Consider the following 12,784-nt stretch of genomic DNA (forward strand, 5'->3'; position numbering starts at 1 on the left):
AGCTAGCGCCGTACCGTTAGACGCAACAGCGCTCGCGCACACACTCTCGGGAGGTGTCGAACATGCGCAGCTCGCGTCCGTTGACTCGCGCCGAAGCGCTCGGCGCATCGCTGGGGCTCTTCCTCCTACCGGCGTGCAGCAGCCGCCTTGGCGGCAACGCGCTTCCGTTGGGAGGGCGCGGAAGGCACCCTGCGCGAGGCCACGTCACGACGCGACCGACGCTACGCTTCCCGGCAGCGCGCCCGGATGGAACGTTTCCGAGCAGCAAGCGCATCCCGTCGAGCGAGCTGACCGCAAGCACCTCGCAGGGCAGGAGCGTCGTGTACGACGGCGTCACGTGCGTCGTTTACGATGCGAGCAACTATGCCGAGATCTACGACCCAAGCAACACGCTCATCGGGCAAATGAACTGGAGCCTCGACGGCAGCGGCGAGCTCACGGCACAAGGGATCGGACCTGGCCAGACTGCGACGGTGACGACGCCGAATGTCTCGGCGGTCGCATCGGCGGGTTCGGTCGCGGCCGGTGACGCCCAGTCAACCATCACGCCGAGCTCGAGCACGGTCGCACTGACCGCGGCCGGATCCGCCGTTTCGTCAGACGCGCTGGACTCCCGCGGCGTCCTGACCATGACGCCGGCGGACACGACCTTCCCGAAGATCTCTGCGTATTGGTACCAGCCGCCGGGAGGCGGCGGCGGCCACTGTCTGCACGGCTGCCCACAGATTCCCATCGTAAAGCCGATGACCGCGGGCGGTTCGGATTGTCTCCAGGCGTTGCTCGCCGCCCTCGCGATCTACATGCTCGTTGGCGCGCTCATCGCCGACGTCCTCGCGCCGTGCGCCGTACCAGAGCCCGCCGAAGGCGCATATTGCGCTGCTGCGAGCCTCGCGGCGGGATGGATGTTCTCGCAGACGCAGAACCTCGTGCAACAAATGGTCGGCCAAGCGTGCCCCCAGTGAAAACGCTGCCGCCGGAACGCTTTGCGAGAAACGTGCTCTGGCTGACCTTCGTCGCGGCGCTGATCTTGGGGCTTCCGGCGTCGCGCTTCCTGGGCTCGCGGGCAGGCCCCCTCACGCTCGCTCTCGCGTTTATTGCCGTCTATCTTTTCGTCGTCGCGAAGCAGCGGTTCTCGCCGGCGATACTTCTCCGAAGCCTGCCCCTGCTGCTCGGCGCTCTAGCGGGCATCGCCATTGCGACGCTGTTTCCGCTCCGCGGATCGCTGGAGGTGCAGGCAGCGTGGACGGTCGTCCTCGCGGCAGCGTTGGTGCTCCTGCTGTCGCTTATCCGTCGCCGCGACGGCTCTTGATCTCGTCGCGACGGTGCTCGGCAGGCATTAGCCGCCTGCTGCGCTAGCGCCGCACTTTTCGCCGCTGATGTCCTATGCGACTGCGTTTCACCGCACCGTTGCGGTGCATCGGCACGACGTTGTTCGCGCGGCGGCCGCTCTCGAAGATCGTCGGCGCGATGACGCGCTTCCCGAGTGCGATTTCGAAGACTTCCGAAAGCTGCTCGACAGGTATCAGCTCCATCGTGTCGCGCACTTCCTTGGGAACGTCGTCGAGATCGACCTCGTTACGCTTCGGGAAGAGTACCTTCGTGATGCCGGCGCGCTTCGCGCCGAGAACCTTCTCCTTGAGCCCCCCGATCGGCAGCACCTGACCCGTGAGCGTAATCTCTCCGGTCATCGCGACGGCAGGATCGACTTTGATGGCCGTCAGTACCGAGGCAATCGACGTTGCAATCGTGATGCCGGCCGACGGACCGTCCTTCGGCGTCGCGCCCGCCGGTACGTGGACGTGAAGGTCGTGCTTCGCGAAGTAATCCTCGGGTAGGGCGAACTCGCTCGAGCGCGAGCGCAGGAACGAGACCGCCGCGTGCGCGCTCTCTTTCATGACGTCGCCGAGCTGGCCCGTGAGCGAGACTTTGCCGGTACCCGGCATCGCCTGCGTCTCGATGAAAACGATATCACCGCCAACCGGCGTCACCACCATACCCGTTGCAACGCCGATCGACGCGATGCGCCGGCGTGCCTCGTTGAAGAAACGCTGCTTGCCGAGATACTCGCTCAGGCTCTCCGGCTTGATGCGCGCCCTGTAGTGCGGCTCGGACGCGATCTTGCGGGCCACTTTGCGAAAGACCGTTCCGATCTGCCTCTCGAGATTGCGCACGCCAGCCTCGCGCGTGTAGTCGGTAATAATGGTCCGCAGCGCCGCATCGCTGATATGCGCTTGCGCGTCCCGGACGCCGTTTGCGATGTGCTGCTTTTCGAGCAGGTATCGCTTGGCGATCTGCATCTTCTCGAGCTCGGTGTAGCCGGAGAGCTGGATGATCTCCATGCGATCGCGCAGAGCGGGTGAGACCGTATCGAGGCTGTTCGCCGTGCAGATGAAGAGCACGTGCGAGAGATCAAACGGCAAGTCGAGATAGTGGTCGCGGAAGTTGACGTTCTGCTCCGGGTCGAGAACCTCCAGCAGCGCCGACTGAGGATCGCCGCGGAAATCCGCACCGACTTTGTCGATCTCGTCGATCATCATCACTGGGTTCTTCGTGCCAGCGTCGCGCATCGAGCGGACGATCGTGCCCGGCATCGCTCCGATGTACGTGCGGCGATGCCCGCGAATCTCGGCTTCGTCGCGCACGCCTCCGACGGAGAGCCGCACGAACTTGCGACCCATCGCGCGTGCAATCGAATGACCGAGCGAGGTTTTTCCCACGCCCGGCGGCCCCACGAAGCAAAGGATCGGCCCGGTCAGGCGCTTCTTGAGTTTGCCGACCGCCAGATACTCGACGATGCGGTCCTTGATCTTGTCGAGGTCGTAGTGATCTTCGTCGAGCACGGCGCGCGCCTTCTCGATATCGATATGATCGGCCGTTTCCGTGTTCCACGGGAGCTGCACGAGCCAGTCCAGGTACGTACGAATCACGCTGTACTCGGGCGATGCCTGCGGTACGCGCGACAGGCGCTCGAGCTCGCGGTCGGCGGTCTTTCGCGCCTCCTCGGGCATCTTCGCCTCTTCGATCTTCGTGCGAAGCTCGTTCGCCTCGGCCTGCTGTGGATCGACCTCGCCGAGCTCCTCCTGAATCGCGCGCAGCTGCTGGCGCAGGTAGAACTCGCGCTGATTCTTCTCCATCTCGCGCTGGATGTCGCTCTGAATCTTGTGACCGAGCTCGACGACTTCCAACTCTTTGGTCAGCAGCATCGTGAGCTTGCGCATGCGCTTGGCCGTGTCGCGCTCCTCGAGGAGCGCCTGGCGATCTGCGGCATCCAAGCGCATCGTTGACGCGACGAAGTAGGAGAGCACGCTCGGGTCCGTGATGTTCTGGACCTCCATCTCCATCTCGCGCGGCGCCTGCGGCAGATACGAGAGCAGCTTCTGGAAGAGCCCCGCAAGATTGCGCTGCATCGCGACGAGCTCCTCGTTCTCTACCGTCACCTCGGGCAGCTCGGTGTAGGTCGCGACCATATACGGCTGCTCTTGCGTGAACTGCTCGATACGGAAAACCTGTTGGCCGGCCACGATGCACCGCAGCGTGCCGTCGGGGACCTTCAGCATCTTTTGGATGACGCCGATCGTGCCGACGCGATGAACGTCTTCGGGGACGGGACTCTCTATGTCGCGATCGCGCAGTACGCACAAGCCGATCGCCTTGCCCTCGCGCAGCGCCTCTTCGACGAGCTGAATCCCCGGCTTCTTGACGACTGCCAGCGGAATCACCGTGTTCGGGAAGAGCACCGCGTCCTGCAGCGGCAGAATCCCGATCGAGCCCGCGGGGATGACGTTTTGGGAGTTTTTCCTTCGCGCTGCCATCAGAACGGGACCCGTTTGACGATCATGCGTATCTCCGTGCGCTCTGTGGGCCGGTACGCAGTCTGCGAGATGCGCAGCGCGATGGCGAGAACGCCGTCGCCATACGTCGCCGCGGCACCGTCGTACTCGACGGCAACCGGAAGGTGAATGCGCTTGCTGAACTCTCCGTAGGAAATCTCTTTCTGGACGAACGATCCCGAGGCCGATCGCGTTTCGCGCGGGCGGTCCCCGGAGATGACGAGGTGGCGCTCGTCGTCGATCTCGACGCGCAAGCTTTCAGGGTTCGCGCCTGCAACTTCAACTGTGACGACGACCGACGAGCGCGCGTCGTCGACGAAGACGTCGGCGTTCGGCTCGAAGGCAACCGTCCGCGAGCGGATCACAAAGTCCATCTCTCTCTACCAATACCCGCGTTCGGGGTGCAAAGATGCAGCGCCGGCGCGGCGGCCGTTAGAACGCAGGGTCGGGAAGCGGGCGCCCCTGCGGCCACGCGACGCACGCGTCGAGACGTATGCGCAGCGGCCCCATGGCCCGCTCGGGAATCTGGACGCGGAAGAAGCGCTCCGCGCGAACCGGCACGCCGTATCGCATGGTCGGGGGAAACGCGTCCGGCTCGATCGGCGACAGGCGTGTCGACGCCAAGACGTGATTGATCTGGCGCGCGTTGGCGGCCGACATATAGTCCGCCGAGCGCTGGCCGAGCCACGTCGTGCCGTCGTCGGTCGTATAAAGAAACCCGATGACGTTGTCGCGCGTCATCGTACCGGTCGAGATGACGCGCTGGATGCGTACGACCTGCATTTCGCGGACGACGGGGTCTTGCAGGACATGGGGCACAGAACGCGGTGAATCCAGACAAGGTCCGCTGTTCAGCGTATCGGCGACGGGCGGCAGCGGAGCGACGGACGGCGGAACGGTCAAGGGCACGGGGGTTGCCTGAGCGACCGTAAGCGGAGCAAGCAGCATGGCCAGGAGCGTGGCTATGACGATCATGCAGGGGGATTTCGCATCCGTAGCACTCGGGAACCTTTGTTGCCCGGCGGCCTGAACGCAACGTTGTTGCGCAGGCTCGGCACGCGCGATGCCGCGCTCATCGTCATGGGCGGGATCATCGGCTCGGGCATCTTTCGCAATCCCTCGGTCGTCGCAAAGATCGTTCACGTCGGGTGGGCGATGCTCGCGGTCTGGGTCGCAGGTGGTGCCGTTGCCCTGCTCGGCGCGTTCGTCTTCGCCGAGCTGGCCGCGCGGCGACCGCACGACGGCGGGCTCTATGCGTACATGCGCGAGGCCTTTCATCCCGTGGTCGCCTTCATGTACGGCTGGACGCTGCTGCTCGTCTCGCAGAGCGGCGGCATGGCGGCGGCCGCGCTGACCTTTGCCGGATACTTCCAACCGCTTACCGGGATCAGCGCCGATCCGACGCTTCTCGCACTGGCCGTTCTCTCGGTCTTCACCGTCGTCAACTGTCTCGGCGTCCGCGAAGGAAGCAATCTCCAGAACGTCTTCATGGTCTTGAAGATCGCCGCGATCGCCGCGCTGATCGCCGCCGGATTTCTCGCGCATCCCACCGCAGCGGCGGCTGCGCCGCTCGTCGCTGCGGGCGCAACCCTCCCGTTGCTCGGGGCGATGGCCGTCTCGATGATCGCGGTGCTCTTCGCGTACAGCGGGTGGCAGACGTCGAGCTTCATGACGGGCGAGCTCAAGGAGCCGTCGCGAACGCTTCCGCGCGGCATGGTGTGGGGAGTGTGCGGCGTCGTCGTCCTCTACGTGCTCGTCAACGTTGTGTGCCTGCGCGTGCTCGGTCCCACGGGTCTGATGCGCACCGACGCTCCGGCGTCGGAGGTGCTGCGCGCGCTGCTAGGCTCGCGCGGCGCGCAGCTCATCGCCGCGCTCGTCGCGCTCTCGACCCTCGGCTTCTTGAGCAATCAGATTCTCGTCTCTCCGCGCGTCTACCACGCAATGGCGAAAGACGGCCTCTTCTTTCGCCAGATCGGCTGGCTGCATCCGAGAACGCGCGTGCCGGTGATCGCCATCGCGCTCCAAGGCGCGGTCGCCATTTTCATCACGCTCTGGAAGGGCTACGCGGAGATCCTAAACTACGTCATCTCGGTCGATTACGTCTTCTTCGCGCTCGCCGCAATCGCCGTGTTCGTCTTTCGCGCGCGCGATCGCGCCCGGCAAGAGGCGCGTCCGGGTTTCGTCGTGCCGTTGCACCCGTACAGCACCGCACTCTTTGCGCTCGTAGCAGTGGCCGTCGTAATCACCACGTACGTTGCCTCGTTCCTGAACGCGCTCGTGACGCTCGGGCTTTTCCTCGCGGCAATCCCGGCGTACTACGGCTTCGTCGCCCTGCGGCGCAGGGAAAGGCCTATGCCGACGGCGCCGTCAGCCGAACCCACTCTTCACGGCTGATGCGCAGGTCGTCTTCCTTCAGCTGCGCGAGCGGCGTCTTCGTCAAATGCTCGCGTTCGCAGAGATCCTGCGCGGCCGTGTCGACGTAGAGCAGCCCCGTGACGAGCTCGCCGCGTTCGCGCGTTTCGTCGATCACCGCGAGCGCGCCGAGACGGCTGGTGGGATCGTAGTCGCGCTCGAGTTTGCGCAGCAAGACGTGCGACCCATCGTCGAAGGCGATGTCCTGAACGGTTCCGGGCTCGTAATCGACCTCGATCTCCTTGCTGCCAATGATGAAGTCGGGCGTGTGCAGAGCGAAGCCATGCTCCTTCACGTAGGCGTAGCTCTTCGTCGAGCCGACGTGATCGTTGAAGGTGACGCATGGGCTCACGATGTCGAGAATCGCCGTGCCGCGATGCGCGAACGCCGCCTGCAAGAGCGGGACCAACTGCTTGCCGTCGCCCGAGAAGGAGCGCGCCACGAACGACGCGCCGAGCTCGACCGCGAGCCCGCAGAGGTCGATCGCCGTGAACTCATTGATCTTTCCGTTCTTCTGTTTGGAGCCGGCGTCGGCGGTGGCGGAGAACTGGCCCTTGGTCAGCCCGTAACAGCCGTTGTTCTCGATGAGGTACGTGCAGTCGAGATTGCGGCGAATCATGTGGCAGTACTGACCGAGGCCGATTGAGGCCGTGTCTCCATCGCCGCTGATGCCCAGCACGAGAAGCTCGCGGTTCGCGAGCTTAGCGCCGGTTGCGGCAGAGGGCATGCGCCCGTGCAGGCCGTTGAACCCGTGCGCCTGCTCGACGAAATACGCCGGCGTCTTCGAGGAGCAGCCGATTCCGCTCATCTTCGCGAGGCGATGCGGATCGACGCCGAACTCGTACAGTGCCTTGATGAGGTGATTCGTGATCGAGTTGTGGCCGCAGCCCGCGCACAGCGTCGTCGGCAAGCCTTTGTAGACGTCGCGCGCGAGACCGATGATATTCACCGTCATAACGTTCCCGTCACCTCGAGTGCCGCGCGAGGATGCGGAGTCGAAGGATCGCGCTCCGCGGCTTGGAGCGGCTCGACGATGGCCTGCGCGTCGATCGGCACGCCGTTGTAGTGGCGAATCGAATGGAGGCGAGAGACGAGATGCGCCGGCAGCTCCATGCGCAGGATGCCGTAGAGCTGGCCGTCGCGGTTCTGCTCGGCGACGTAGACGCGCTCGTGGCGCTCGACGAAGCTCGCGACGCCGGGTGAGAGTGGAAGCGCGCGCACCCGAAGATAGTCGACTTCCAAGCCGTCGTCGTGGAGCACGTCGCGCGCCTCGACGACAGCGTGGTGCGTCGTGCCGTACGCAATGAGCCCGACGCTACGTCCGGCCTCGTCCGCAATCGGCTCCGGAACGCGCGCGCGGGCGGTGTCGTGCTTGCGTACGAGCCGGTCCAGGCCATGCTGCCACGTCTGCGGGTTCTCCGAGTACCGGGCCTGCTCGTCGTGGCCGGTTCCGCGCGTGAAGAAACCTGCGTTCTCGTGATTCGTTCCGGGAAGCGTGCGGTATGGGATCCCGTCGCCGTCCACGTCGCGATACCGGCCCCACGAGTCGAGCTTCGCGAGATCCTCGGCGCTCAAGACTTTTCCGCGATCGAACGGTTTCTCGGGATACGGCAGCGGCGTGCTCATCCACGAGTTCATTCCGAGATCGAGATCGCTCAACACGAATACGGGGGTCTGAAAGCGCTCCGCGAGATCGAACGCCTCCATTGCAAACGCGTACGCCTCCTCGACGCTGGCGGGTAGAAGCACCACGTGCTTCGTGTCGCCGTGCGAGAGCATGTACGCAAAAGCCACGTCGCCTTGCATCGTTCGCGTGGGCAACCCCGTCGACGGTCCCGCCCGCTGCACGTCGAAGATTACGCCCGGAATCTCGGCGTAATAACCGAAGCCGGCGTACTCCGCCATCAAGGAGAGTCCCGGGCCAGATGTCGACGTCATCGCCCGCGCGCCGGCCCATCCGGCGCCGAACACGATACCGGCTGCAGCGAGCTCGTCCTCGGCTTGAACGACCGCGACGTTCTTCTCACCGGTCTTCGCATCGACGCGATACCGCTCAGCAAGCGCGATGAAGGATTCGCATAACGACGAGGACGGCGTAATCGGATACCATGCAGCGACGGTGCAGCCGCCCATGATGCAACCGAGCGCCGCCGCGCGGTTGCCGTCCATGAATATCGTGCCGTCGGTCTTACCGCGCATCGGCTGGAGGCGAAACGCGTCTTGTTTCGCCAGGTGATCGCGCGCGTACTCGACGCCGAGCCGCACCGCCTGCATGTTCGTTTCGACCGCGGCGGGCTTGCTGCGGAACTGGGTCTTGACGGCCGCTTCGATCGTCGCGTCGTCGAGGCCGACGAGCTCGCCCAGGACGCCGACGTAGATCATGTTCACGAGGTACTTGCGCAGATCGGCGTTTGCAAAGTGCTTCTTGCCCATCTCGGTGAACGGAACCGGGAAGTAGGTCACGTCGTCGCGATGCGTCTTCCCGTCGAGAGGATATGCGCTCTCGTGGATCGCGATGCCGCCCGGTTTCAGCGCCGCGACGTCCTCGCGCCACGTTGCCGCATCGAGCGCAACGAGCACCTCGACGTCGCGGCTGCGGCATTGATAGCCCTTCCCCGTAACGCGGATGTCGAACCACGTCGGCAAACCCTCGATGTTCGATGGGAAAACGTTCTTCGGCGCGACCGGTATTCCAAGACGGAAGATCGCGTTGCTCAAAACGAGATTGGAGGATTGACTGCCGGAACCGTTGACCGTGGCGATGCGGATGGTAAAATCGTTGACGACCGGACCGGGCACCGATGCCCTCCTTAGTGATGGGGATGCTATGCGAATACGCGCAATGGACCGCGAACTCCTCACGCTGACGCGCGAAACCTGGGCCTTCTGTGGCAGGGTCGACCGTGCCGCCCCGTTGAACGGCCGTACCACAGGGTGCGACACGTGACGATTTCAATGCCCAGTGGGCCGGCGAGCGCACGTCGCGTGCTTGCGCTCGGCGCAGTTCTGTCGCTCCACGCTTGCGCAGCTGGGCGGCCTGCTTTGTCTGCGGTGCTCGTTCCGGCGGCGGAGAACACCGCGGGCGCACAGACTCCGGGGGGGCACGATCCGGCGCTTCTCGGTGGCGGCAAGATTCAGCACGTGGTCATCATCGTGCAGGAGAACCGCTCGGTCGACGATCTCTTCCAGGGTTTGCCGGGTGCGGATACGGCCGGCACCGGCCCGAGCGCGGACGGCCGGAGCGTTCCGCTCGAGCCGACGCCCCTGACCGCCTCGTACGATCTCGACCACCGGCACGAGGCGTTCCTTACCGAGTACGCCGCCGGCGCGATGAACGGCTTCAGCGATGAACGCAGCCACTGCACTGCAACATGCCGCGATCCCGACACGCGCGCCTACAGTTACGTGCCGCGCGAGGAGGTCGAGCCCTACTTCGACATGGCGGAGCATTACGCGTTTGCGGATCGCATGTTCCAAACGAACTCCGGTCCGAGTTTCCCTGCACACCAGTATCTGATCGCGGGCACGTCGGTCATCGCGACCGGCAGCTCGTACTATGCGGAGAACAACCCGAGAACGCCACAAGGTCACTCTACGGGCGGATGCGATTCGCCCGCCGGGTCGGTCGTCAGCCTCATCGACCCTGCGACGGGCGACGAACCCGGAGCGACGTTCCCATGCTTCGACCACCCGGTGCTCTTCGATCTCCTCGACCAGACCAATCTCACCTGGCGCTATTACCAGCCGGACGTCTATGCCGGGCTTTGGGATGCTCCGGACGCGATTCGTCACATTCGCAACGAACCCGACGAGTACGCGAACGTCGTCTCGCCGCCGCAGCGCTTCTTGCGGGACATCGCGACGAAACCACTCGCGGCCGTCACTTGGATCATCCCGAATGCCGCGCAATCGGATCATGCAACCATAACCGACGGCACCGGACCATCGTGGGTAGCGGCGTTGGTCAACGCGATCGGGCACAGCCCGTACTGGAACACGACCGCCATCTTTGTGACGTGGGACGATTGGGGAGGCTTCTACGACCACGTCGAGCCGCCGCAGTACAACCACTACGAACTCGGCTTCCGCGTGCCGCTCATCGTGATCTCGCCGTACGCAAAGCTCGGCTACGTCTCACACGTGCAGCATGAGTTCGGCAGCATCCTGCACTTCACGGAGCGCGTCTTCGGGCTCGGGTCGCTCGGCTACACCGACGCGCGCGCCGACGATCTCTCGGACTGCTTCGATTTCGCGCAGGCGCCGCAACCGTTCTTCAGGATCGACGCGCCGTTCTCGGCCGACTACTTCGAAAGCCTCCCGCCGGATCATCAGTCGCCCGACGACGACTACTGACGACACTGCGAACGAGCTGAATGCGAGAAGGGCTCCGGCGACTGCCGGAGCCCTTCGTTCTTTCCTTTTCGTCCCGTGCGGACGTTACATCATGTCGCCGTAGCCGCCCATGCCGCCGCCGGCCATCGCCGGTTCTTTCTTCGGCTCGGGCTTGTCGGCGACGAGCGTCTCCGTCGTCAGGATGAGCGCGCCGATCGACGCGGCGTTTTGCAGCGCAGAGCGCGTCACCTTGAACGGCTCGACGATGCCCGCCTTGAACATGTCGACGAGATTGCCCGTCATCGCGTCGAAGCCTTGCGGCGCCGTCTTTTCCTTGACGCTGTTGACGACGACCGAGCCTTCGAAGCCCGCGTTATGCGCGATCTGCTTGAGCGGCTCTTCGAGCGCCTTCTTCACGATGTCGATGCCGATCTTCTCGTCGGCCCACGTCGTGGAGTGGCCGTTTGCCTTGGGCCCGCGTGCGGCGAGGTGCTTGTCGATCGCTTTGATCGCGTGCACCAGCGAGCTGCCGCCGCCGGGGATCATTCCCTCTTGCACGGCTGCACGCGTCGCCGAGAGCGCATCCTCGATACGATGCTTCTTCTCTTTGAGCTCCGTCTCGGTTGCCGCGCCGACCTGCACGACCGCGACGCCGCCCGACAGCTTCGCGAGCCGCTCTTGCAGCTTCTCGCGGTCGAAGTCCGAGTCGGTGTCCTCGATCTGCTTTTTGATCATCTCAATGCGGCCTTTGATGTCGGCCTGCTTGCCGGCACCGTCGACGATCGTGGTCTCTTCCTTCGTCACCGTGACGCGCTTCGCGCGCCCCAGCTGATCCGGCGTGACCTTGTCGAGCTTGAGGCCGAGCTCTTCGGAGATGACCGTTGCGCCGGTGAGCGTGGCGATGTCCTTAAGCATCTCCTTGCGACGATCGCCGAAGCCCGGTGCCTTCACCGCAACGGACGTGAACGTTCCGCGCAGTTTGTTCACGACGAGCGTCGCGAGTGCTTCGCCCTCGACGTCTTCAGCGATGATGAGGAGCGGTTTTTGGACCTGCACGACCTTCTCGAGCAGCGGCAAGATGTCGGCGATTGCCGAGACCTTGCGCTCGGTCACGAGGATGAAGGGATCGTCGAGCACGGCCTCCATGCGCTCGCTGTCGGTGACCATGTACGGCGAGATGTAGCCCTTGTCGAACTGCATGCCGTCTTTGGTCTCGACCTCGGTCTTGAGCGTCTTCGACTCCTCGACCGTGATCACGCCGTCTTTACCGACCTTTTCCATCGCTTCCGCGATGAAGTTGCCGATCTCCGGATCGTTCGCGGAGATCGAGGCGACCTGCGCGATCTTCTCTTTCGAGTCGACCTTTTGCACGTAGCTTTCCATCTCTTTGACTGCGACATCGACGGCCTCGGTGATGCCGTGCTTGATCTGCAGCGGGTTGCTGCCCGCGGTCACGTTGCGCAGCCCTTCGCGAATGATCGCCTGGGCAAGGACGGTTGCGGTCGTGGTACCGTCGCCCGCGACGTCGTTCGTCTTCGAGGCGACTTCCTTCACGAGCTGCGCGCCCATGTTTTCGAATGCGTCGGAGAGCTCGATCTCCTTCGCGATCGTCACGCCGTCGTTGGTCACGGTCGGCGAGCCGAACTTCTTGTCGAGAACGACGTTACGCCCTTTCGGACCGAGCGTCACGCGCACGGCATCCGCGAGGATGTTCGCGCCGCGCTCCAGCGCCCGCCGAGCGTTTTCGTCAAATACGATTTGTTTTGCAGCCATGGTTCAAATTCACACTTTCTACGGTATTAGACGCCGACGGGAACTTTGTCGACGATCGCAAGGACGTCTTTTTCGGAGACGATGAGATACTCGGTGCCGTCGATCTTGACTTCGCTGCCCGAGTACTTCGAATAGATGACGCGATCGCCGGCCTTGACGCTCATCGGCAGCGTCTTGCCGTCATCGGTCACGCGGCCCGTGCCGACCGCACGGACCATGCCCTCTTGGGGCTTCTCCTTGGCCGTGTCGGGCAAGAACACGCCGCCGGAACTCTTATCATCCTGATCCACGTGCTCGATGACCACGCGATCGCCCAAAGGCTTGAGATTCACGAAAACCTCCAACTACTTACGACATCTCAGGGATTAGCACTCTCGGACCGAGAGCGCCAACACCGATGTTAGCAGACTCCCTCGGAGAGTGCAAGCCTAGGTACT

11 protein-coding genes are annotated in these 12,784 nt (G+C 64.1%); 4 read left to right on the top strand and 7 right to left on the bottom strand.

What is annotated here, in order from left to right; all coding sequences use genetic code 11:
* The first annotated feature begins 80 nt into the window (after nt 1-80).
* Both VMV82_02630 and VMV82_02635 read left to right on the top strand, forming a co-directional pair.
* On the top strand, nt 81-962 hold the full coding sequence (locus VMV82_02630) for a hypothetical protein (protein HUY40447.1): 882 nt from the start codon (nt 81-83) through the stop codon (nt 960-962).
* A complete protein-coding gene (locus tag VMV82_02635; protein ID HUY40448.1) occupies nt 959-1,309 on the top strand; it encodes a hypothetical protein in 351 nt (116 codons plus the stop codon). Before VMV82_02630 ends, VMV82_02635 begins: the two co-directional genes overlap by 4 nt.
* A 43-nt stretch (nt 1,310-1,352) precedes the next feature.
* Here VMV82_02635 and lon read toward each other — a convergent pair whose 3' ends face one another.
* The 3 genes from lon to VMV82_02650 are packed head-to-tail and all read right to left on the bottom strand — an operon-like array spanning nt 1,353 to nt 4,805.
* A complete protein-coding gene (gene lon / locus VMV82_02640; protein HUY40449.1) occupies nt 1,353-3,812 on the bottom strand; it encodes an endopeptidase La in 2,460 nt (819 codons plus the stop codon).
* Nucleotides 3,812-4,204, bottom strand: coding sequence for an Hsp20/alpha crystallin family protein (locus VMV82_02645; protein ID HUY40450.1), 393 nt, complete (start codon nt 4,202-4,204; stop codon nt 3,812-3,814). Before VMV82_02645 ends, lon begins: the two co-directional genes overlap by 1 nt.
* 58 nt (nt 4,205-4,262) lie before the next feature.
* Nucleotides 4,263-4,805, bottom strand: coding sequence for a hypothetical protein (locus tag VMV82_02650; protein ID HUY40451.1), 543 nt, complete (start codon nt 4,803-4,805; stop codon nt 4,263-4,265).
* Between the two features lie 39 nt (nt 4,806-4,844).
* On the opposite strand from VMV82_02650, the gene VMV82_02655 reads away from it, so the two are divergent.
* The gene (locus VMV82_02655) at nt 4,845-6,224 is read left to right on the top strand and encodes an amino acid permease (protein HUY40452.1); all 1,380 of its coding nucleotides are present in this window, start codon (nt 4,845-4,847) and stop codon (nt 6,222-6,224) included.
* Here the strand turns inward: VMV82_02655 and VMV82_02660 are convergent.
* Both VMV82_02660 and VMV82_02665 read right to left on the bottom strand, forming a co-directional pair.
* Nucleotides 6,181-7,191 (bottom strand): 2-oxoacid:ferredoxin oxidoreductase subunit beta, encoded by a 1,011-nt coding sequence (locus VMV82_02660; GenBank protein ID HUY40453.1) that lies wholly within the window; start codon nt 7,189-7,191, stop codon nt 6,181-6,183. The two genes, VMV82_02655 and VMV82_02660, sit on opposite strands and share 44 nt — an antisense overlap.
* Nucleotides 7,192-7,193: 2 nt before the next feature.
* Nucleotides 7,194-9,041, bottom strand: a complete 1,848-nt coding sequence (locus VMV82_02665) for a 2-oxoacid:acceptor oxidoreductase subunit alpha (protein ID HUY40454.1) — start codon at nt 9,039-9,041, stop codon at nt 7,194-7,196.
* 252 nt (nt 9,042-9,293) lie between these two features.
* Between VMV82_02665 and VMV82_02670 the strand changes: the two genes are divergently transcribed.
* Nucleotides 9,294-10,595, top strand: a complete 1,302-nt coding sequence (locus VMV82_02670) for an alkaline phosphatase family protein (protein HUY40455.1) — start codon at nt 9,294-9,296, stop codon at nt 10,593-10,595.
* 84 nt (nt 10,596-10,679) lie between these two features.
* On the opposite strand, the gene groL is transcribed toward VMV82_02670, so the two are convergent.
* Nucleotides 10,680-12,347 carry a chaperonin GroEL gene (groL, locus tag VMV82_02675; protein ID HUY40456.1) on the bottom strand — a complete coding sequence of 556 codons (1,668 nt, stop codon included), beginning with the start codon at nt 12,345-12,347 and terminating at the stop codon, nt 10,680-10,682.
* Between the two features lie 26 nt (nt 12,348-12,373).
* Nucleotides 12,374-12,679: a co-chaperone GroES gene (groES, locus tag VMV82_02680; GenBank protein ID HUY40457.1), complete on the bottom strand. Its 306-nt coding sequence runs from the start codon at nt 12,677-12,679 to the stop codon at nt 12,374-12,376.
* Nucleotides 12,680-12,784 lie beyond the last annotated feature (105 nt).

This window comes from Candidatus Dormiibacterota bacterium, assembly GCA_035532035.1.
In the GTDB taxonomy this organism is placed as follows: domain Bacteria; phylum Vulcanimicrobiota; class Vulcanimicrobiia; order Vulcanimicrobiales; family Vulcanimicrobiaceae; genus Tyrphobacter.

Bases quoted from the DNA above. Each gene is read 5' to 3' on its own strand.
- lon (HUY40449.1), bottom strand. From the start codon at position 3,812: ATGGCAGCGCGAAGGAAAAACTCCCAAAACGTCATCCCCGCGGGCTCG.
- VMV82_02650 (HUY40451.1), bottom strand. From the start codon at position 4,805: ATGATCGTCATAGCCACGCTCCTGGCCATGCTGCTTGCTCCGCTTACG.
- groL (HUY40456.1), bottom strand. From the start codon at position 12,347: ATGGCTGCAAAACAAATCGTATTTGACGAAAACGCTCGGCGGGCGCTG.
- VMV82_02645 (HUY40450.1), bottom strand. From the start codon at position 4,204: ATGGACTTTGTGATCCGCTCGCGGACGGTTGCCTTCGAGCCGAACGCC.